Raw genomic sequence first — 20,899 nt, 5'->3', positions numbered from 1 at the left:
CGTGCATTAACAGATCCTCGGGAGTAGTTCACCGTTTGGGGTCTCTAAAAATCGAGACGTCCCCCACGGGCTTTTCAATATCACTTTTTTAGGGTATTTTTGAGTTACCTCTCCCACCACGGATGCCATCGCGCACACCTCAAAGCCTCCCAGTATCTCTAAGGCTTTTGCGGCGGAATCTTTGTGGATCGCCATCACAAACGTCCCCTCATTGGCGAGTGCTGTCGCTTCGAAACCCAGCATTTCGCAGATCCCTTTGACCTCATCGCTCACGGGGATTTTTTCCTCTTCTACTTCGATACACACGTTCGACTGTCTCGCCCATTCGTTAAGCACCGCCGCAACCCCTCCGCGGGTCGCGTCGCGCATCGCCGTGATCTCCACCCCAGCATCCAGAAGCGCTTTGACCTGCGGGTAGAGCGAGTTGCAGTCGGAGCGGAGCGTACTGCTCATCTCGATCCCCTCGCGTGCGGCAAAAATCGTTGCCCCGTGGCATCCGATGTCGCGGTTGATGAGGATGACGTCCTCTTCGCTCACGTTGTTCGAGCTGATCCCCGCTTGGACGATTTCACCCAGACCTGTGGTGTTGATGAATATCTTATCCACGCTCCCCTTGGGCACGACCTTCGTATCGCCGCTCACAACCACCGCACCGTTGATCGCTAACTCGCTTCTCATGCTCTCAACGATCCGCTCCAGCGATTCAACTTCAAACCCCTCTTCGATGATGACACTGCACGTCAAATACTTCGGCTGCGCCCCCATCATCGCCAGATCATTACACGTACCGCATACCGCGAGCTTACCGATGTCCGCCCCCGCAAAAAAGAGGGGACTCACCGTAAAACTGTCCGTCGTCATCGCCAGATTCCCGATCACCGCCGCATCTTCACTGCGCTCTAAAATCTCGTTTTTAAAAGCTTTGTAAAATACTTTTTTGATCAGCTCGTTGTTCTCTTCGCCACCGTTGCCTTGGGCTAATGTGATTGTTTTATTCATACCAAATTCCCATACTTATAATACGCCGAACACGCCCCCTCGGAGCTGACCATACAGCTTCCCACAGGGCTGCTCGGTTTACACGCGGTACCAAAGATACTACACTGCGGCGGAGAGGCTTTCCCTTTGAGGATGTCACCGCAAATGCAGAGTTTGTGATCGTTGATCTCCTCTTTCGGCAATATCGCATCGTAAATCTTCTCGGCGTTGTAACGATCATACTCGCTCCGCAGACCCATCCCGCTTTGGGGAATGTCCCCCAAACCGCGCCATCGAAAGTCTACCTTGTGGAAATATTTGTCGATTAACGCCTGTGCTTTTAGGTTCCCATCTCGTGTCACGGCACGGTTGTACTCCACTTCGAGTTCACATCGTCCCTCGATGAACTGTTTGACGATCATGCTGATCGACTGCATCACGTCCACCGGCTCGAATCCGCTCACAACAACGGGTTTGCCCCAATCGCGCGGAAACTCTTCGTAGATTTTGCTTCCGCTGATAACGCTGACGTGGGAAGGTCCTAAAAACGCATCGATGATACACGATTCATCGCTGATGAGGGCGCGCATCGGTTCGGGTACAGTGACGTGGTTGACGTGCAAGAGGATATTTTTGACATCTTGGCGGATCACCGTGTCCAAAAGGGCAGCAGTCATCGGGGTCGTCGTCTCAAATCCGATGGCAAAGAAGATCACCGTTTTATCGGGGTTCTCTTGGGCGATCTTCAAACAATCCAGAGGCGAATAGACGAACCGTACATCCGCCCCCTTGCTTCGCGCATCTTGGAGGCTTCCGTTGCTTCCGGGGACTTTGATCATATCCCCCAGCGTCACCAAAATAACGTTCTCTTGCATACTCAACACATAGGCATGATCGATCCGCTCTTTGGGCATGATGCACACGGGGCATCCCGGTCCGTGGACGAAATGGATGTTGGAGGGGAGCAGTTGCAACACACCGTATTTCATGATGGTGTGGGTATGTCCGCCGCATACCTCCATGATATTGATCGGGTGAGTCAGTTTTTGGGCATCTGTGGCGATGATCTTCGCGTATGCTTTTATCGTGTCCGCATCTCGAAAATCATCATAGAGATTTTTAAGTTCCAAGCCCATCTCAGGCTCCGCCGTTCGGACAGTTATCACTCTCTGCTATCGCGGCTAGTCGCTCCTGCTCATCCATAACGTCCAGTATCTCTTTGTAAACCCTCAGCGATTCGAGGGCATCTTCCTCATCGATTTTATTCATGATAAATCCGATATGAAGGAGTACATAATCGCCGATTTGAACGGAACCCTCTTCCATCAAATCCAGCCCTGCATTACGCTGAACACCCATCGTATCGACAGTTGCGATATTGTTTTCCGTGTCGATACTGACTACTTTTGAGGGGATTGATAAACACATATTAATTTCTCATCTTTCGTTTAAATTCGATCCAATCAATCACATTCATGATGGAGGCTTCGTCGTTGATGTTTACTTCCAAAATATCGACGTTCGGTTTGATCTTTCTCGCTTCGGCTTTCTCCCGCTCGATGTCGTATTTAAAATACGGCAACAGATCGGTTTTGGTGATAAGAATCAGATCGGCGGCACGGAACATCACCGGATATTTGGCGATCTTGTCTTCCCCCTCAGGGATCGAAACAAGGACGATGTTGAGATGCGATCCCACATCGTAGCTCGCAGGGCAGACGAGGTTCCCGACATTTTCGATAAAGCAGACATCCAGTGGTGCCAACGGCAAATCATGTAACCCTTTGTGTACCATAAACGCGTCCAGATGACATGCACTCCCCGTCTGAATCTGTACGGCGTTAATCCCTACTGCGGTGAGACGATCCGCATCACGCGACGTCTCTAAATCTCCCTCGATTACACCGTATTTAAACGGTGCCAAAGCCGCCATTTTCTCTAAGAGAGTCGTTTTACCGCTCCCCGGTGAGCTCATCAAGTTGATCGCCAATACCCCGTGCTCGTTAAAATGTTCACGGTTGTGGTGTGCCTCTTGGTCATTTTTATCCAAAATCTTTTTAATGACGGAGATCGTTTTAGCATCATTGAGCTGAGGGTTATGGTGCAATGTCTCATGCGCCGCTTGATGGGTATGAGAGTGCTCATCCTCTCCGTGATGGTGATGATGATGCCCCCCTTCGTGAGGATGTTCAAGCTCATCATGCTCATGATCATGAACGTGGGTATATTCTCGTCCGAATTCATCGACATGAGTATGTCCGTGCTGGTGGTTATTGGTAGTAATCGAACATCCGCAATCTTTACACATTATTATTTCCTTTTTTGTTTGTTTTAAATTATCAATCCCGCTCGGGTGAGGAGATCGATTTCATACGCATTTTCACTGGTTCCATCGTATAGGATTTTACCTTTTTCATCCAAAATGACGACACGCTCACCCAATCTCGGTGCGATAGCCAAGTTGTGCGTCGCCGTAATCGTCGTGATGGGGAGTGCGGCGATAATGTCGAGAAATTTGGCGGTACTGGCAGGGTCAAGCGCGCTGGTCGGCTCATCCAGCAGTAGCACTTTCGGCGAGAGCGACATGACGCACGCCAAAGCCAATTTTTGTTTCTGTCCGCCGCTGAGTTTGAAAGGGACGTTTTTCAGATGCGGTGTCAATCCGAACAGCTCGGCATAGTTGCGTACCCGTGCATCGACATCGTCAAACTCCAGTTGACGGGCACCGAAAGCGATCTCATCATAGACGCTCGGATTAAAGAGCATCGCATCGATGTTTTGAAACACCAGTCCGACGTTGCGGCGAAAATATTCATTGGTTTGCTTCTGTTTCAACGCACTTTTACTCAGTAAGTTTCCCTCAAACAAGAGCTCACCGCTATCAGGGTATTCCAAGCCGTTGAGGAGTTTTAGCAGGGTGCTTTTCCCGCTCCCGTTAACCCCTAAAAGAACCACTTTTTCCCCTGCACCGATATGGAGGTTCAGGTTTTCAAAAACGGTATTATCCTCTCTTTTGAGAGTGACGTTTCGGATGTCAAACATGAAAACCTCTCGATTTCATCGCTTCGAAATTCTCTTTTCCTTCTCGGATATTTTTATCCAAAAATCCCGCGATGGCAGAACCCAAATACCCGTATATCTGCTGTCGAGACGGTTTTCGCAGTGTTCGTGATTTCAACGCATCGGTGTAATCGGCGAACGAACGCTGCATATTCATAATTTTCGAGACGCTCAAAACCAGTAAAAAACTCAAATCTTTGGAAAACGCGACCGCCTCATAGATATTGACTCTGGAGGTAAAAAGGAGCGTCAGAAAGATCATATCAAACGAGCGCAAATTAACCGTCACAAAATAGTGCCAAAACGACTCATCTCTCAAATAAAGGGTAAAAGAATAGCTCAACGTGATAAACAATGAAAAAAGTGCCACCAAGATAAAGGATCGGCGGGCAATCGAAAGTACCGATTTACCCGACATGATCATTTGCAAAGCAAGGACGATCAAGAGCGGCTCATAACTCTTGAGAGTCGATATAGCTATCAAAGCACCGATATAGAGGAGAAAATAGGTTTTAGCTGGCACGTTTACTCAACTTTTTGATACCTATCATCACGGCAAAGATCAAACCCGCACCGAGCGCCGCACTGATCCATGTCGACATCAAAGCGCTCACACCGCTGATTTCATAATCGGGTATGATCGCCGAAATCAAAGGTTTTGTAGTTTCGATCGATTGGGGCACGTAGCCTATCATCGAGCGGATCTCATCCACGCTCCACTCACCCCATGCAGGTCCTTCGGCGATTAACCCCAGCGGAGTTAAAGCGATCACAACGAGGATAAAAATCACTAAATATTTCCCGTTTTGACTCATACCGTAGCTCCTTTGGCGGTGCTTTGATTTTTGATTTTTTCGACAAAACCCATCACCAACATCGTCGCAAATCCCTCTACCACTCCGAAAACAAGGAGGTGAGAACCGACAACGGCGGGGAGTGTGACATTAAGACCGAACGGAAAATAGATCGGATGTCCTAGAGCATCAACACCCAACAGAGGCTGAACCCCCAAAGCCACGGCAACCACAACGGACGCGGCAACGATACCGCTCCACCCTGCTAAAAACAGCACAAGATTGTTATTCACTCTATTATGGAGCAGTTTGTGGACGTAAAACGCGCTAAAGGAAGCGACAAATCCCATCGCCAAAGAGTTGATGGCAAAGACGCTGAGACCTCCGTCACCGAAAATAAGCGCCTGAATAAAGAGCGTCAACGATAGACAAAACGCCGCCACCCAAGGACCGAACAATATCGCCAAAATAGCCGCTCCGATAGCGTGCCCGCTGGTTCCTCCAGGAATGGGGATATTGAACATCATGATGACAAACGAAAATGCCGTTAATGACGATAAAAATGCATAAGACTCATCATTGATCGCCTCTTTGGTTTTTTTCCACGCTACAATCAACAAAGGGATCGCCGCAACCGTTGCAGGTATATAGGTAGAGGGGGATATGAATCCGTCCGGTATATGCATCTAAACACCTCTATGAATAGTTATTCAGTATAGTGGTAATTATAGAAGATTTATCTATAAAGAAGTTGAAAAAAAGTATTTCTTAGTTATTTTTAGGACAAACATCTTAGAAAATACTCACCGTACCCTTTAGAGTTTACGCGCAACGCTTCCCTGCGGATGGTTATACCAGCCCGGATCGGAGTAATCCCCTTTAGGTTGATTAGCGCGGACTTTGACAAGGGTGAACATCCCCCCCATCTCGATAGGTCCGAATGGCCCTTGACCGCTCATCATCGGCAATGTATTCTCCGGCAACGCCATCCCCATCTCTGCCATATCCTGCATCTCTGCCATCCCGTTTTTCCCCATCGGCATATACATATACTCCGGCATCAAATCGCTGATTTTTTCGGTGAGGTCGTCTTGTTTCACCCCAAGCATATTGGGGACACTGTGTCCCATCGGACCCATCGTGTGGTGTGATTTGTGGCAGTGAAACGACCAATCCCCCTCTTGGGTTGCGACAAACTCAAATGCTCTCACTTGCCCCACTCCGATATCTATGGTCACTTCCGGCCACCTTGCATTTTTAGGAACCCATCCCCCGTCGGTACAGGTCACCTCAAAAGGATGACCGTGCATGTGGATCGGATGATTGGTCATGGTGAGATTCCCGACACGGATACGGACACGATCACCAACACGAACATTCATAGAATCAATCCCCGGAAAAACACGGCTGTTGAAACTCCAGAGATTAAATTCGGTCATGGTCGAAGGGTTAGGAGTATAGGTTCCCGGTGCTACGTCGTAACTGGAGAGGAGAAAACAAAAATCGCGATCCACCCGATGCTCTTTCGGTTTTTTCGGATGGATGATAAACATCCCCATCATCCCCATCGCCATCTGTACCATCTCATCGGCATGCGGGTGATACATAAACGTTCCGCTCTGAACAAGGGTAAACTCATACACATAGGTTTCACCCGGAGAAATAGCACTCTGAGTCAAGCCGCCGACACCGTCCATCCCGTTGGGGAGAATCAGTCCGTGCCAATGGATCGTCGTATGTTCGGGGAGCTTGTTAGTGACGATCAGCCGTACCCGATCCCCCTCCACCGCTTCGATCGTCGGTCCAGGACTCGTCCCGTTGTATCCCCAGCAGTTCACCACCATACCGGGGGCAAATTCCCGTACTACCGGTTCGGCGATAATGTGAAATTCCTTAACCCCCTCTTTCATCTCATAAGGGAGGCTCCAGCCGTTGAGGGTAACGACGGGATTGTAGTTTTTCCCCTCTTGGGGGGTGATAATCGTAGCGGGAGAGAGAACCCTTTTAGGATTATTTACGAAGGTGAGCTGGCGCTTTTTCCCTCCATGTGCAGTATGGTCATGTTCGGATGCTTTGAGATTGGAACTTAGTGCTGCAGATGCGATCAGTGCCGCACCCAACCCTAAAAAATCACGTCTATCTTTGTGTTGCATTGTTCTCTCCCCCCAGAGTGTAGATCAAATCGGCTTGTGCTTTTTGGTATTCACCGATCGCTTTTAGCGACTCTATTTTTGTATCTCGGTAGCGGCGCTGATCGAAGAGAAGCTCATAAATACCGTCCAGCATACCGTTATAATAGAGCTGTGTCTGCTCCAAAATATCGCGATTGATCGCTATGGAGTCTTGATACTCACTTGCCATCTCGTAGTTATAGCGTGCCGTAGCGTAAGCTTCACGAACTTCGGATCGGATGTTGACCGCCAAGCTGACTAAATTCTGCACACTTTGGTTATACAGAGACTGGGTACGGCTCAAACGCCCCTGCCCCATATCAAAAATCGGTATGGGAATTTTCACCCCGATAGTGTTGATACGGCTCTCACCGGTGCTTTTTTCGCTTCCGAGTTCTACGCTAACCTCATCCAAAAGAGCGGTTTTTTCACTATACCCCGCCTCTTTTGCCGCATATTCGACCCTTTTTTGCGCTGAGGCAAAATCAAGACGATGCTCTAGTGCGATACGTTCCAAAGCACCGTTTTCTCGGGGCTGATTTCCGAGAGTGATCGGCTCTTTGGAGAGGGTGTAGTAGGTTTGTTCCCCATAAATCCCTAAGAGTTTATTGAGAGCTTCGCGCGCGATTGCACTCTCTCGGTTGAGACGGATCGATTCAAGCCGTGCATGGGCGTATTCGTCTTGGATTTTCAATACATCACGCTTCGATAAGTTCCCCGCAGTGTATTGACGCGTCGCCAACTGCAACGATACTTCGTGCGATTTGAGGACATCGTCATTCAGCCGAACCGATTCTTCCGCCACCCGTGCATCGATATATCGTTTTTTCGCATCCCGAAGCGTTTGTAGCACCGCATCACCGACACTCAGTTTCGTCTCTTCGAGCGCCAATCCTCCGAGTTCCCTGCGCAGTGGAATCCACAGCAGATCTAAAAAAGCGAGCTCCAGAGTCACTCCCGATTGACGGATACCGCCGCCACGCCCGATGGAATAACCGAGCAACGGATTACTCATTAACCCCGCTTGGACAAGATCGCTTTGGGAAATTCCGATTTGCTCATACGTTTGCTGTAAAGCGCGATTGTTGATGAGGGTTATCCGAACGGCATTCTCTTCACTGAGCGGCTCTTTTAACAACCTCTCCACCTCAGAGCGAACTGCTTCTTCCTCTTTTGCGGATTTGATCCACGTCAACTCTCCCGAGCCTTTGGAAGAGGTCATCAGATTCATCGAATCAAATACGTCGCTTTGAGAGAGGGTCGAACAACCGGAGAAAAGTATCGCTGCTGCGAATGAAAAAACGACAACTTTTCTCATTGTTTTCCCCCCGGACGGGTCGTATTTTGATCACGTTCCTGAACACGGGATTCTTCACGAAGATCAATCGGAGGTTTTAGGGGAACATACACGCTCTTCCCTTCTGCACCATCCGCTGAAACTGGCGACTTAGCCCCTTGATCTGCACTGAGAGAAAGCGCTATCGATATGAGGAGAAAAGCCCCGTATTTCATTGTTTTTTCATCCGTACTATGACATTTTTTCCGTCTTTTTGGATAAATTCAAAATCGACTCGATCCCCGACTGACAACGGATGGGTCAACTCATGATCGATAACGTCAAAGGGCATGACCATTGATGACCATCGCAGCTCTGGAATGGGATTATGAAAAATACGGACGCTTTCATGATTATCGGCGATTGCTTTGATCGTTCCGCTGGCATGGATCGTATTCTCAGATACTGCGGTACTTTTCGGATGGGAATGATTTTCACCCATATCCATCCCCCATACCATAGGAGTAACAATTACTAAACCGACACATACGGCGCTCAAAAATTTCGATTTCATAGACTCTCCTTTTTCTCTTATAAGAGCAGTATATCACTGAAGTGAACTAGATCCTTTAATCTAATAATAACGGTGTTAACAACCTCTCATTCGCTCATAAGCTATAATTGCACATCTATTTTACTCAAAGGTCTCTATTGCGTTCTCTCCTCTTCCTCTGTATCTCCACCTCCTTGTTTGCGCTCGTCACCATCGCTCCCGTCGACATCGGTTCAAAACCGGGTTTAAGCGGTAACGTTTCGGGATCACTCAGTTCCAAAAGCGGCAATACCGAAAAAGATGACTATTCTCTGGGATTGCAAGTACAGTACGATCAAGGGATCGACTATGTCACGTGGGGGAGATTTACCTATGATTATGCCAAATCCAACGGGACGAAAAATGAAGACAAGCTCTATGCCCATATCCGATACATCCATGCCATCGATGAACAAAAAGCGTGGATCTGGGAACTATTCCTCCAAAGCGAGCAGGACAAATTCAAAGATATTAATGAGCGTTCACTCCTAGGTGCGGGAGCTCGCTGGCGCTTTCTCAATTCCGATGAGTGGGGAAAAGGGTATGCGGGTGCGGGTGCGATGCTAGAGAAAATCGATTATACCCATCCGCAAATCAATCCGAATGAAAATAATAGCCGCCTTAACAGCTACCTTGCATGGACTCAGACTTTCACCAACACCACAAAACTTAGCTTTGTAGGCTATTTTCAACCGAAATTTGACGACACCTCGGATTATGTCTCGCTACAGACACTGGAGCTGATCGTGCCTATATACGGAAAATTAAACCTCTCTCTTACCGCAAAATACGGCTATGACAGTTGCCCTCCCGTGAATGTCAAAAAATCAGATAGCGCTTATCTCACCTCGCTGCTTTGGACATTTTAACGACGACGTACTTTTTGCTACAATGTCCCTTATGAACGAAACGCTTCACTGTATCTACTGCTCATCGCCCCTCTACCAGCTCAGCGATGGGATGGTCAAATGCTCCGTCTGCAAAAAAAAATACAGCCCTCAACGCATCCGTCAGATTCAAACATTGATCAAAACGTTCAGTGACGATGAAAATGCCCTCTCTGCCTCCAAATCTCTCAATCTCAGTTATGGAAGTGTGTTGAAGTATTATCAAAAATTTCGCCATTTATGTGCCGAATACTGCGAAGAACAGTACCATCTGCACCGTAGCCCCGACTCACAGTATGAAGAATACCTCTACATCGAAAAGTCCAAACGGCACGATAAAACGGCTATTTTTGATTCTCATAATTTTTTGACTTTTAGTTATGGAGAGAGAGTTTATACCCTTCTCATGCCATCACTGGGAATGTATAAACAGCAATTTATCGAAGACAATCTCGAAGAGGTCTATCATAAAGAGTTTTCCAAATTTATGCGTACCAGTAAAATCATCAAAATTTCCGAACACGACAATGCTATCACGAAATTTTGGCACTATTTTGAGCACTCTATTACTGTTTTTAAAGGGGTCAGTGCCGAGCATTTTCCCTACTACCTCAAAGAGGTGGAGTTTAAGTTCAATACACCCCTAGAGGAGCGTTCAGCGATTTTAGAAGAACTTTATTTTCATACGCCTCAATAATTATCGTAATTCTGTCTGCATTCGAGCGATACCTAGTCGATATTATCAAATAAAATTTAAAAAACAAATGATTTGACAAGAGTAATGTCCCCTATTTTGCGGAGCGGGATCGTAAAGGTTTCCCGTTTTTCGTTCACAGTATTTTCATAAAAAATGAGGGTAACTTGTGCCGTCACTATCGGTTTTTCCAGTTTTGTGGAATCAAAGTTATACCCCTCACTCGCACTATAATTTCCCCAATAGTTGATATAGACATGATACGCACCGCGCATAGGTGTAATAGAGGTAAACATCTCCGGTCCCGGACCATCCACGCTATCACCATCTAGCCCTCCCCCTTCGCGCAGAGGAGGATTTCCATAAAAAGAGTGTTGACCATCGGGGGTGATAATATGCATGTCGATTTCCGTTTCAGGAGAGTCCCATGTGCACACGATACGAAGTTTTGCGGCTGCTTTATTGGGATTGGCTTCGTAGAATTGAACTTTTTTCCCGTGTTGAGCACTCACCTCTATACTGTTTGAACCCGCACCAAAAGCATAAAAACGGCTATAGTTTCCGTTTTCGTCGGTATTGAGTGACATGGGAGTTCCATTGACGATCAACAGCGGTTTTCTCTCCTTGGTACTTTTGATCGCCCCTTTGATCATTGTCCGATATTTTTGGTTACCGCGCTCAATCGGCGGCGTAGGGTATGAGACATTAACGCGTTCGCTCTTATCGGTTAATCCCGCGTAGTTCCAGCCTCCGCTTGGAGTTTGAATGATCGCATCCTCTGCATACAGCGAGAGAGTGATCAAGGCTAGAAAAATGATTTTTTTAGAGAGCATACTACCTCATTAAAATATGGGAATTAGGGATAACTAAACGAACTGACCAGTGTTAGCTCACCCGATTTGCGCATTGGGACGGAAAAAAACTCTTTTTTCTCATGGAGCGTCCCCTCTTGCGTAATGATCGTTAGTTGCGCGGTGGTAAGGTCTTGCTGATTGTCACCCGCCCCATAATAGTTGACATAGATATGATACACACCGCTTGGCGGGGTCGGATTGGCATAAATCTCCGGTCCATAACCGTTTGTCACGTCAACATCCAGCGCTCCGCCGTTTCGTACGACACGATTGCCATAATAGGTGTGTTGTCCATCGGGTGATACGACATGCAAGTCCAAATCGGTACCGTCGCTATCCCACGAGAGAACTACCCGCAGACGGGATTGGAGTTTATCCGGATTATTATCATAAAACTGTACCTGATTTCGAGTTTTTCCATCGCGCACCTCAATGCTGTTAGAGCCGGAACCGAAAGAGTACGGGCGCGAAAATTTTCCCCCCTCATCGACACTCATAGGCATGACGACACCATTGACGATCAGTGTTGATGGCTTTGTTTTGGTGTGATTTTTTATAACCCCTTGGATAAGCGCTTTTTGGTTTTGACCGACAGAGTTAACCGAGGATGCGGGATAATTGACCTGTTGCAAAAATCCTTCCTCCTCTGCGGTACTCTTTTTCCACCCTCCATAAGGGTGATCGAACGTAATGCTCTGTTCCGCCGCTAACGACGTAGCCAGAATCAAACAATAACGGATAAAATACTTCACTGGTTTTCTCCTATGAGGGTTTGAGCGAGATGTTCGACATACGCTTCATCCGATCCATTGGGATGAAAACGAAAAGCAAGATGGATGTATTCATGAGCTAATGTCATTTTATCATTCAAGGTATTCCCTCCGCGTGTATAAATGCGTAAACTTTTTTGATCGCTATAGGGGTGTCCGTTGGGGAGGAAACAGATGTTGGGCAGTACCTCAAGCGGCTCGTACCCATCTTCTCGCGAGAGGGTACGGTTCCATTTCACAATCGAGTTTTTGAGCCATTTTTCAGATTCAAAAAGGCGGGTACACGCACTGCGCTGATCGATCGTTTGGATCTCGCTCTCAGGATACGCATGAGAGAGGATTTGTTGGTAGCTCCACCCTCTCTGTGCTTGTTCTTGTGCTTCTTCCCAAGAGAGTCGGTTTAATCCCGCATCATCAGCATGATAGTAGATCGGAGGACCTTTGAGAACCAATTCGTCGGTAAATCGCGATGCTTGCAACGCTTCCGCCGATGGGCTGTTGGGTGATACGCGCTGTGTGCGGGTTGAGTCGGTTATATGCCAACACCCTTTTTCAAAATGTCCGTTTTGGAAAAGATAGGTTCGCGCGGCCACACCCAACGCATACGCGGCGGAGGGGTAGGTCGTATCCGCTTCTCGATCAATCACCCGAGCGACATAATGGTTGAGACCGAATCGCCCTTTTAACCGCAACCCTTCATCGGTTTTATCAATACCAAGCGGCTCTTTTGTGTTGATGGCTATCCGATTACCGTTAAAGAATTCGAGACTAAATCCTCCCACCAACATGCCGCTATCTACCGACGTTCCCTCTTTGGTTCGGATCGATTTGAGAGGATACTGCGCAAAAAAATCGACATCCACACATTCTTCCTCCAAAAGAGGCGAATGTGTTTTGTCGATAGCAGTGAGTACTTTCCCTAGCTCTTTGGCATCGGTTTTTAACGCAAGTTGACTGTTCCCCGCCCCACCGAACCAAAACGGATTTCCGCCGGCCGACCACCCTGCGGCTCCGCCGAAAGCGCTATTATCCTCTTTGTGCCATGAATACGTTTTATAACGCACCCCGCTCCCCAAATCATCCGTTGCATATCGTCCGTATCCGCTAAGCGAAGTTTCAAGCATCGCCTTACGTGCCTGCAACCGTCCTTGGTGCGACGCACTTTGCAATACCGACAAAAGCTCTTTAAGATCGATTTTCGTTTCGGGTTTCAGCGATTCAAGATCACGGATACTCGTGAGCTGCTTTTTATTTTCCCAATAGCTTTCCCACATTTTGGGATCAATATTAAGCCGTTTTGGGTCGAAGTACAGTCCGCATGAACGGGATAGTGCACGGTCACGATCGATGGATGAACCTTCCGTACAACAATACTGCTCCTCTTTCTGCACGTGAAGATCTCCGCTACAAACATAAGGCTCTTCGCGTGCTTCGGTATCGACAAGATACAGATAGGTAAACAGTTTCCATAAACTCCCCAGTGGGATTTTCCCATCCTTGAAATCGCTATGCAATGCTGTTTTGTCAAAACTGTGTGTATGAAGGTTTTGTTTCTCATCCAACCACGCTACCTCCCCCGCATAGGTGCATGAGGAGATGAGCAGTAGGGACAATATGCCCCTTTTAGCGGATGGTGATCGTAGCACGGTTGTCTGTTTCATACGCTTTTTTATTCGGTTGATACATTTGATAGTATCGTACCGGAGGGAGGGTAAATACCCCTCTTTGTGCCGGGCGGATCAGGTGGTTGATCACTCTTACCCCTTTGAGTTTATCGACCGGAACACTATACCCATGAGGGGAGAGTTCGTAGGTCGCTTTTTCAATCGGAACATACGTTTTGGAACCGATAAAGCGGACATTGACCCCCCATGTCGCACTATCCGCCGAACATCCCGGAGGCAAAGCCGCTTCGATGAGACCAAAGTTCAGGGTAGAGGATGCACTGCTATTGAGAACAATCTGATCCAAGTAAACCTCGTTCGTATCCAAAGGGGTAGCAGCATCAACAGGGATAAGATCATACTGTACGGCGGAAGCGTCAAACGAAACGGTTTTTGCTTTTCCGCTCGGTTTTGGAGTCACTTTGCTCAACCGGAAAAGTTTACGCGTGATTTGTATCGGCAAAGTGGAGACTTTATTATCAGTGTTTTCATAATCGACCACCGCAACCAACCCTTTTGCAGGAGTCACACTAAGCATTGTCGGGATAGAACCTTTCCACTCATAGACATTTTTTCCGCTCACGGTACGCGAAGCTTTCCACGCCGATCCCAAAACAATATTTTTAGGTGTTTTGAGGGTTAGCGGATGTTTTTTCGTCGGGTTATCAAGCGCGCGATACACCCATGTCATCGTTATGGCACGGTCCATTGTCGCCGATTGGGAACGTACCTCCTCCAATACCTCATTTGCTTGTGTCACCGGAATATAGTGCCCCATGAGTAACAATGCTTTCGATAACGGTAACGGAGTGTTTTTGAGCCGCTCGATCGATTTGGAAAGTTCGACAGTCGCTACGGATGATTTACCCGACTCTTTGAGAACGTTTGCCACCAAAATTTTTGCCATAGCGTGATGCAGTTCATTGTTTTCGCTCGTCATAATCAGACTGTCGATCATAAATCGCTCATCCTCACTCTTTGACAACGGAGGTTGTTTCGCAAGGTCGTCCCACAATGCTTGCGCGAGAGAGTGAACCGGAAGTCCCATTTGTTGCATCCAATCGAGCATTAACGCACGTCGAAACGGCGTATGGATCGATCCATTTTCTCGGTACACCTCCAACAAAGCGTTGTAATGTTCCTCTCCCATATTGATATGCAACGTACGGCTGGCATACCAATCGGCATAATAGGCATAGGTCGTTAAAAACGCGTCTCCGTTTTTCTCAGGGGTACTCCACCATCCGAATGTCGCATTCGGTCCCGCCATGTTCGCCAAGCGGAAGCGATAGGTGTGCAACCGCTGGGTTAAAAGTTCTCTAAGCCCTTCATCTTCAGGGAGAAGAGAGTTTACAGCAAGCGAATACGGGATCAGTCGGCTGGACGTTTGCTCCACACACCCATGAGGATATTCGATCAGATCATCTATGATCCGACGGAAATTATCATGTGCTCCATCGGTAAATTGGAGCTTGATATTACGCGCATCGGCAGGGAGTGAGAGCGGTGTTTGTTTCTGTACGATCGGGATGCTCACCGAATTTTTGTTTTGCCAAAAAGCAGGGGCAATGTCCATGTCGACATCAAGCGCATCGAGCGTTTTTCCCTCGGCGTTTAAAGATAAAGAGAGTTTTTTATCGCTTGCAGATGCAGCCAACGGAAGCGAAATAAAATTGATCCCTTTTTTGAGCGTAATCGCTCTATTATAATTAACACCTGTTCCTTTGGCAATGAAGTTGAGGGTCGTATCTCTTGTCCCTTGATTAAAAATCGCTACACTGGCGTTTGGCGAATCGTTCGGACGAAGCCAATTCGGACTGGTCCATTTGATATACGCCGGTTTATTGGAAAAGATAGAAGCACTGCTTTGCCCCACGGTTCCCATCGTATCCATGCCCCGCACTGTAATGCGCCAGCGTGTAAGCGAATCGGGCATCGTAAAGGTTACACGCACATGTCCATTTTCATCGCTTGTTAGATTCGGATTCCAAAAAGCGGTATCAACATCATCACGTCTTGGACGCTCTTGCATTTTAATCGCACGCTGATGGGTACTGTTCACTTTCGGAAAAGAGGCGCTCATAGGAGGTTTAGCCAAATCGTATCCGATAAAACTCAAACTTGCCGTCGTACGGACGTTGTTACGGCGCGGATGATAAAAGAAATCAAACATATTAGGGGCAATTTCGCTTTGCAATACATAAATCATCTCATCCACCACACCGAGTGAAATCGGTGTATTTGGAGATAGTTCCGTCCCGTTGTATGCCGTAATGTCCAACGTCACTTTCTCCCCCGGCGCATACGTAAGTTTGTCCGCTTTGACTTTAAAATTCAGTTTTGGTTGCTCCACTTTCAGACCGCAGTTTTGGAAAACATAGTCGTTGCCTTTGACATAAACGACCGAAAGGGTGATATTCGGCGCATAGAGTTTTTCGATAGGAACCGAGACCCTCCATTGTGTATCCGATAAACGTTGCGCCTCAATCCAATCGCTTTTTCCGCGCATCAGTGCTGTTTTCTCGACCCGATCACGCTCCAACGTGAAGAGCGCTTGATCGACTTTTTCCGGGAAAGTAACCAATACATTGGCTTTCTCTCCCTCAACATATGAGGCTTTATCGCTCACCATTTGAATAGAGCCCTGAGGAGCTTTGATCCCTTTACCGCTAACATAATGGGTACGGGCACCTAAAATATTTTTCTCTCCATCTCTCAATGAGACGGTGTAGGTTCCCGGCACATCAAATACAATATCAAAATTTTCTCCATTCGTGAGCGGCTGACTAAACGATTTGCGATCTTCCAACCGGAGCCAGCTCACCGATACCGGTTTGGCTGATGCCGTCGAAGCACTCTGAAGCGATTTGATTTGAAATGCCACTTTTGTCTTAATCTCTGAAAACGATTGCACTGCGCTGATTTGATACGTTCCCGCACCTCGCTCGATCAGCAGCTCTTTGTTTGCACGTACACGATACGCTGCCCCATCCGTAGCAAGTGCACTTAGGATATAACGACTTGGGTTTTTGGCAGGCGGTGCAGAAAACAATGCTACCCCTTTTGCGTCCGTTGTCAGGGTTGCGGTGGTGAGTTTGAGAGGAAACTCTCCGCCATATCCCATGCTCCCCTCGATCATACTGAGCTGTTGGGCGCGGATAGTGAGATCGACGGTCGCATTAACAACCGGCTTGCCATCGGGATAGGTGAGCTGTATTTTTCCACCGATCGGTTCATTGGTTTTAAACTGAGGTTTATCCCCGAGGATCGTCATCTCAAAATGGGGTTTTTGATACTGTGAAACTCTAAAAGCGGCCGTATAGGTGTTGCCATCAACCACAAACCGTATTTCATATCCGCCGCTTGATGCATTATCGGGAAGTTTAAAGCGTGTTTGCGCCCCCGTTTGTCCATCTAGCGATAGGGTTTTATGTTCCACCGGAAATCCGTTCGGATCAAACACCTGCAATGATAATTTCCCGTTTTTCAAGGCGACCGAATCCCGCGCCGATACGAATTGGCGACCGTAAAATTTGATATTTACCGTGTCCCCCGGACGGTACAGCGGTCGATCGGTGATGGCGTAGAGTTTGGCATTATAAATTTCACTGTCATAATAATAATTTTCGGAGATGAATACTCCCCCCTCGGTATCTTTGCCGAACACATACGATTTTTCAGGACTTTGCCGCTCGAAACTGACTAGACCGTTTTCATCGCTCTCCCCGTCCCCAAGCGTCCCGATTCCATCGCTCCAGATTGTTTTAACATCCTCTACAGGTTCTGATGTTTTACGGTTCACCACCCATGTGAGCAGTTGCGCATTCGATATTTTGGTGATCGCTACCGAATCAGAGACGAACATAAGCGTCGTCGCACGATGATCCCCCACCATCGCTTCGACGAGATAGAGTCCGGGAGCTCTTTTCCCCAAAGGGATAAGAACATTCCCCTCATGAACTCTGATGAAGTTACTGCTGCTTCCGGCAAGTTTGACCCCCTCAGGCGGCTGTATCGGGTTGGCTTGATGCACGGGATAGCGAAAACTCTCCACCAACGTATGATTCGTGAGCGGTTTGTATTTAGGGTTATATACTTTCGGTGTTGGGGCTTTACTGAGTGGGTGCGCGCGTACTTCAGGGACATTTTTGGTCACGATGTTGCGTACCTCTTTGGTAAATATCTTTCTCCATAATTCACGTGATTCTTGCCACAATTTATCCCACACCAAAGCCAGCGCATTGGCGATACTCCACCCTGAATAATTCGGTGCGGTATTGATACGGTGCAGATTTTTTTGTGCTTGTAAAAATCCCAACGGGTCTTTGACTTTATAGACATACACATCCACTCCGCCGTATTCATAAACACTGCTCATCGATTCAGCCTCAAAGCGGACACTCGATTGCTGCGTTGTGCTAAACGTCGAATCACTCAAAAGAAAGAATGGACTGCCGTCATAATCTTCTTCGTCGCCATACCCGTTAAAGATAGCGAAAACGAGAAGGAGAAGCAGTTTTGTGATAAAGCGGGTTGATTTCATAGGTTCTCTTCCGTGTTGATTTATGCGGTTAAAAAATTAAATCGGTAGTAGCCGATAAAATTAGGGTTTTGCGTACTAGGATGCCACCTTGTATCGGGCCAACGCATCAGCTCCGGCAGCACAATACTGCGTAAGCCGTTATCCGAAGGGGTCGCTTCACCCGTATGATACGCAATAAAATTGCCCATCCACACCATAATATGCTGGGCATCGCCTTGATCGTAAAAAAGGAGATCTCCTTGCTTAACAACATTATTATCTTTGCCTAAATAGCGGGCATTCTCTTGCACCAAATCAATGGCGCTGACATAAGCCCCTTTGGTTCCATCAAAGCGTTTCCATTGATGCCGCCATCGCGATTGCTCTTGGCTGAGTACCAATTCCTGCGGCAAAGGTGCCCATCCGAGGTTATTGCTTTTTTTCCATTTCAAATCGTGTGATTGCAACGATTCGGCTACGGCAAAACGGACCATCCCGACACAATCACGCTGTTCCCATCGAGGGTTAGGCCCTGCTTTAAATTGTGCCGAAATGATACGCACCATCCATGCACGAAACACTCTGGACTGTTCAGGGGTTAGCTGAAATTTTGAAGATTCTCCTCCCCACAATGAGGCCGATACTATCATCCCCAGCGAGGTGGCTAAAAAAACGCGACGGTTCATGGCGTTACCGTCCCCGTTTTCCACTCCAACGGTATCCACGGTTGCTTCGGTTGAGGTGATTTTGAAAGTTCCAACGTGTAGCTCGGATAGGCGGATAGAGCTTTCATCCGTGGAGGTAACAACTGCTTTGTGGCGGATAGTAAATTAGCATTGCCGTCTTGTTCTACCGACGCTATGATCTCCCGTTCAACCATCCGAGAGAGCGGTTTAGGGGTAATGAGCCCAATCGTCGAAGAGGTGGTCGAGGCATGGTCGGTAACGTTAGGGAAACGGTGCGCTATCGTGTCAAAACTCTTGATCACCAAATCGCGATCCGGAGAAAAAATAACATACCCACTGTCACTTCCGAGTGATGCCAAATCGGCTTCTCCGCTCCAAAGTATCGCATTAGGACTCTTTTTCCCTTTGGTCTGTGTAATGTTTTTGTCATTTATAGCCCAATTTGCCAATGAGGACAAGGTCGTATGCAGTTTTTGTTGATCTGCAGCGGTTCGAGTAATAAACAGCGGAGAATAGATGTCGGACTCTTCGTACCAACACACCAGTGCCGGTCCGCTAAAGAGGAGCGGATCTATTTTCGGTGCAGCTTTTTGCGTCTCTTGCGCTTGGGCGGTTAAGTTCCCCAATTTATTCCAATCCAGAGGGAGCATCGCACACGTACTCGGATTTGCCGGAGCGGCTTTCCACAACTCGCTATCGCTTATCTTTTTTTCATCCAGTTTATTTCTATCGACCCCCATCGAGGTTGACCAGCTCGTGCCATAATCAAACCGAAGGGATTGGATAGCGGGGATAAATGGGCTATACCCGAACGCTAACGCCGAACTTCGGATAATCATCGTATGTTTGGAAGTAGCCTTATCCAATGCAAACTCTTTCGATAAGCTCTCTTGCGTCAACCACCCTTCCAGTGCGGTTTTAGCACTTTTGGGTATTTTATTATCTTTGCTGAGAAACAGCCCCGGATCGGAGAAAACGATCAATTTATCCCCATGGCTTATAAACAGATAGGTTCTTCGAGGATTGATTTGCAGAGAATACATAGGGAGCTTGCCAACCGATGTTTCTACCTCTGCAACCAACGAGAGCTGGGTGTCTTTGAGTGCAGCTTTGGCGATTTGCTGCATCACTTTGGTAACGATATTTCGATCAATAATCATCACATAGTGGCGCAATGCCCCTTTTCCGTCTTTCCAATACGCGATTTGTGCAGGTTCATTAAATACACTCTCCATGAGCTTATCACTCCATACCAAATCGTGTTCATACGCTATACGCTTCAAAGTACCGCTCAAACTCATGCAGTCTTCATGATGCTCATAATAAAAAGCCAAATCTTTCGTAAATACATCTCGAATGATCGGCGTTTTGAGCAAGTCCTTCGGCAAATCGGACAAGCGCTCCGTACGGATATACCCATCGGGATGTTGCAAATCACACATCAGTGCCGAACCCGCATATATAAACTTGGGGCTATTTTTTTTCGGCAACGTCACGGCAACAAGGGCAAAGACCGATACGGCGGTCACCATCATCAGAATAGATTTTTTTTTCATAATGGGTAGAGACCTTTAGCTAGTAGTTGTTATTTTAGAACACATAATATAAAAAATTAACTTTTTTTATTATAAAAAAAGCAATAATAACCATTAGTCAATGTTAAATACTATTTTAATTTAAGTGGGTGTATAGTTTCGCAATTTTACCCCTTAGGAGCACCTATGAGTCTTAACGAATCATCGGAAAAATCACCGTTAGAGCGGCTTATCTATCTTATTTCCACAACATTTATCGCACTGGGTATCGCTGCGATTTTAACGGGAGGGATCACGATTTATAACTCCCTCTCGAACAACTACTCAAGTACTATCGAGGTTACTCCCGAAGAAGTGAACACACTGCTGTTGCAAAAAAGTGCCAAAAAATCCGCATCCGAGATCGATACGGCGAC

Annotated in this window: 21 protein-coding genes; 3 read left to right on the top strand and 18 right to left on the bottom strand. The window is 47.3% G+C overall.

Going from position 1 to position 20,899, the window contains the following annotated elements; genetic code table 11:
- Positions 1-6: 6 nt before the first annotated feature.
- From hypE to VFW36_RS08070, 12 genes are all read right to left on the bottom strand, one after another.
- Positions 7-999, bottom strand: a complete 993-nt coding sequence (gene hypE / locus VFW36_RS08125; protein ID WP_329658309.1) for a hydrogenase expression/formation protein HypE — start codon at positions 997-999, stop codon at positions 7-9.
- On the bottom strand, positions 996-2,114 hold the full coding sequence (hypD, locus tag VFW36_RS08120; RefSeq protein ID WP_329658308.1) for a hydrogenase formation protein HypD: 1,119 nt from the start codon (positions 2,112-2,114) through the stop codon (positions 996-998). Before hypD ends, hypE begins: the two co-directional genes overlap by 4 nt.
- A gap of 1 nt (position 2,115) precedes the next feature.
- Positions 2,116-2,406: a HypC/HybG/HupF family hydrogenase formation chaperone gene (locus VFW36_RS08115; protein WP_329658307.1), complete on the bottom strand. Its 291-nt coding sequence runs from the start codon at positions 2,404-2,406 to the stop codon at positions 2,116-2,118.
- A gap of 1 nt (position 2,407) precedes the next feature.
- Positions 2,408-3,286 carry a hydrogenase nickel incorporation protein HypB gene (gene hypB, locus VFW36_RS08110; protein ID WP_329658306.1) on the bottom strand — a complete coding sequence of 293 codons (879 nt, stop codon included), beginning with the start codon at positions 3,284-3,286 and terminating at the stop codon, positions 2,408-2,410.
- 23 nt (positions 3,287-3,309) lie between these two features.
- On the bottom strand, positions 3,310-4,020 hold the full coding sequence (locus VFW36_RS08105; RefSeq protein WP_329658305.1) for an ABC transporter ATP-binding protein: 711 nt from the start codon (positions 4,018-4,020) through the stop codon (positions 3,310-3,312).
- Positions 4,013-4,561 carry a hypothetical protein gene (locus tag VFW36_RS08100; RefSeq protein ID WP_329658304.1) on the bottom strand — a complete coding sequence of 183 codons (549 nt, stop codon included), beginning with the start codon at positions 4,559-4,561 and terminating at the stop codon, positions 4,013-4,015. Before VFW36_RS08100 ends, VFW36_RS08105 begins: the two co-directional genes overlap by 8 nt.
- Entirely contained in the window at positions 4,551-4,853 is a 303-nt protein-coding gene (locus VFW36_RS08095) for a PDGLE domain-containing protein (protein WP_300209768.1), read from the bottom strand. Before VFW36_RS08095 ends, VFW36_RS08100 begins: the two co-directional genes overlap by 11 nt.
- Positions 4,850-5,518 (bottom strand): cobalt transporter CbiM, encoded by a 669-nt coding sequence (gene cbiM, locus VFW36_RS08090; RefSeq protein WP_329658303.1) that lies wholly within the window; start codon positions 5,516-5,518, stop codon positions 4,850-4,852. The genes VFW36_RS08095 and cbiM overlap by 4 nt, the downstream gene beginning before the upstream one ends.
- 129 nt (positions 5,519-5,647) lie before the next feature.
- The gene (locus VFW36_RS08085; RefSeq protein ID WP_329658302.1) at positions 5,648-6,985 is read right to left on the bottom strand and encodes a copper oxidase; all 1,338 of its coding nucleotides are present in this window, start codon (positions 6,983-6,985) and stop codon (positions 5,648-5,650) included.
- Positions 6,969-8,321 carry a TolC family protein gene (locus tag VFW36_RS08080; protein ID WP_329658301.1) on the bottom strand — a complete coding sequence of 451 codons (1,353 nt, stop codon included), beginning with the start codon at positions 8,319-8,321 and terminating at the stop codon, positions 6,969-6,971. The genes VFW36_RS08085 and VFW36_RS08080 overlap by 17 nt, the downstream gene beginning before the upstream one ends.
- Positions 8,318-8,515 (bottom strand): hypothetical protein, encoded by a 198-nt coding sequence (locus VFW36_RS08075; protein WP_329658300.1) that lies wholly within the window; start codon positions 8,513-8,515, stop codon positions 8,318-8,320. The genes VFW36_RS08080 and VFW36_RS08075 overlap by 4 nt, the downstream gene beginning before the upstream one ends.
- A complete protein-coding gene (locus tag VFW36_RS08070) occupies positions 8,512-8,853 on the bottom strand; it encodes a copper-binding protein (protein WP_329658299.1) in 342 nt (113 codons plus the stop codon). The genes VFW36_RS08075 and VFW36_RS08070 overlap by 4 nt, the downstream gene beginning before the upstream one ends.
- A 137-nt stretch (positions 8,854-8,990) precedes the next feature.
- Between VFW36_RS08070 and VFW36_RS08065 the strand changes: the two genes are divergently transcribed.
- Both VFW36_RS08065 and VFW36_RS08060 read left to right on the top strand, forming a co-directional pair.
- A complete protein-coding gene (locus VFW36_RS08065) occupies positions 8,991-9,740 on the top strand; it encodes a DUF481 domain-containing protein (protein WP_329658298.1) in 750 nt (249 codons plus the stop codon).
- 31 nt (positions 9,741-9,771) lie between these two features.
- On the top strand, positions 9,772-10,455 hold the full coding sequence (locus tag VFW36_RS08060; protein ID WP_329658297.1) for a transposase: 684 nt from the start codon (positions 9,772-9,774) through the stop codon (positions 10,453-10,455).
- Between the two features lie 56 nt (positions 10,456-10,511).
- Here the strand turns inward: VFW36_RS08060 and VFW36_RS08055 are convergent, their stop codons facing one another.
- The 6 genes from VFW36_RS08055 to VFW36_RS08030 are packed head-to-tail and all read right to left on the bottom strand — an operon-like array spanning position 10,512 to position 20,504.
- On the bottom strand, positions 10,512-11,285 hold the full coding sequence (locus tag VFW36_RS08055; RefSeq protein ID WP_329658296.1) for a YfaP family protein: 774 nt from the start codon (positions 11,283-11,285) through the stop codon (positions 10,512-10,514).
- 23 nt (positions 11,286-11,308) lie between these two features.
- Positions 11,309-12,058 (bottom strand): YfaP family protein, encoded by a 750-nt coding sequence (locus tag VFW36_RS08050; RefSeq protein WP_329658295.1) that lies wholly within the window; start codon positions 12,056-12,058, stop codon positions 11,309-11,311.
- Positions 12,055-13,689 carry a DUF2300 domain-containing protein gene (locus VFW36_RS08045; protein ID WP_329658294.1) on the bottom strand — a complete coding sequence of 545 codons (1,635 nt, stop codon included), beginning with the start codon at positions 13,687-13,689 and terminating at the stop codon, positions 12,055-12,057. Before VFW36_RS08045 ends, VFW36_RS08050 begins: the two co-directional genes overlap by 4 nt.
- A 10-nt stretch (positions 13,690-13,699) precedes the next feature.
- A complete protein-coding gene (locus VFW36_RS08040; RefSeq protein WP_329658293.1) occupies positions 13,700-18,283 on the bottom strand; it encodes an MG2 domain-containing protein in 4,584 nt (1,527 codons plus the stop codon).
- Between the two features lie 20 nt (positions 18,284-18,303).
- Entirely contained in the window at positions 18,304-18,987 is a 684-nt protein-coding gene (locus tag VFW36_RS08035; protein WP_329658292.1) for a DUF1175 family protein, read from the bottom strand.
- Positions 18,945-20,504 (bottom strand): DUF2138 family protein, encoded by a 1,560-nt coding sequence (locus VFW36_RS08030; protein WP_329658291.1) that lies wholly within the window; start codon positions 20,502-20,504, stop codon positions 18,945-18,947. The genes VFW36_RS08035 and VFW36_RS08030 overlap by 43 nt, the downstream gene beginning before the upstream one ends.
- 165 nt (positions 20,505-20,669) lie before the next feature.
- Between VFW36_RS08030 and VFW36_RS08025 the strand changes: the two genes are divergently transcribed.
- Positions 20,670-20,899, top strand: a 230-nt coding sequence (locus VFW36_RS08025; protein WP_329658290.1) for a hypothetical protein, incomplete at its 3' end; no start/stop codon positions are given.

This window comes from Sulfuricurvum sp., assembly GCF_036279695.1.
Classification (GTDB): domain Bacteria; phylum Campylobacterota; class Campylobacteria; order Campylobacterales; family Sulfurimonadaceae; genus Sulfuricurvum.
The sequence above is the reverse complement of the archived record's forward strand: the minus strand, read 5'-3'. Positions and strand labels throughout refer to the sequence as shown.

Coding starts and splice junctions, on each gene's coding strand:
- VFW36_RS08085 (WP_329658302.1), bottom strand. CDS start 6,985: ATGCAACACAAAGATAGACGTGATTTTTTAGGGTTGGGTGCGGCACTG.
- VFW36_RS08105 (WP_329658305.1), bottom strand. CDS start 4,020: ATGTTTGACATCCGAAACGTCACTCTCAAAAGAGAGGATAATACCGTT.
- VFW36_RS08055 (WP_329658296.1), bottom strand. CDS start 11,285: ATGCTCTCTAAAAAAATCATTTTTCTAGCCTTGATCACTCTCTCGCTG.
- VFW36_RS08070 (WP_329658299.1), bottom strand. CDS start 8,853: ATGAAATCGAAATTTTTGAGCGCCGTATGTGTCGGTTTAGTAATTGTT.
- cbiM (WP_329658303.1), bottom strand. CDS start 5,518: ATGCATATACCGGACGGATTCATATCCCCCTCTACCTATATACCTGCA.
- hypD (WP_329658308.1), bottom strand. CDS start 2,114: ATGGGCTTGGAACTTAAAAATCTCTATGATGATTTTCGAGATGCGGAC.
- VFW36_RS08115 (WP_329658307.1), bottom strand. CDS start 2,406: ATGTGTTTATCAATCCCCTCAAAAGTAGTCAGTATCGACACGGAAAAC.
- VFW36_RS08075 (WP_329658300.1), bottom strand. CDS start 8,515: ATGAAATACGGGGCTTTTCTCCTCATATCGATAGCGCTTTCTCTCAGT.
- VFW36_RS08095 (WP_300209768.1), bottom strand. CDS start 4,853: ATGAGTCAAAACGGGAAATATTTAGTGATTTTTATCCTCGTTGTGATC.
- VFW36_RS08040 (WP_329658293.1), bottom strand. CDS start 18,283: ATGAAATCAACCCGCTTTATCACAAAACTGCTTCTCCTTCTCGTTTTC.
- VFW36_RS08060 (WP_329658297.1), top strand. CDS start 9,772: ATGAACGAAACGCTTCACTGTATCTACTGCTCATCGCCCCTCTACCAG.
- VFW36_RS08030 (WP_329658291.1), bottom strand. CDS start 20,504: ATGAAAAAAAAATCTATTCTGATGATGGTGACCGCCGTATCGGTCTTT.
- hypB (WP_329658306.1), bottom strand. CDS start 3,286: ATGTGTAAAGATTGCGGATGTTCGATTACTACCAATAACCACCAGCAC.
- VFW36_RS08080 (WP_329658301.1), bottom strand. CDS start 8,321: ATGAGAAAAGTTGTCGTTTTTTCATTCGCAGCAGCGATACTTTTCTCC.
- hypE (WP_329658309.1), bottom strand. CDS start 999: ATGAATAAAACAATCACATTAGCCCAAGGCAACGGTGGCGAAGAGAAC.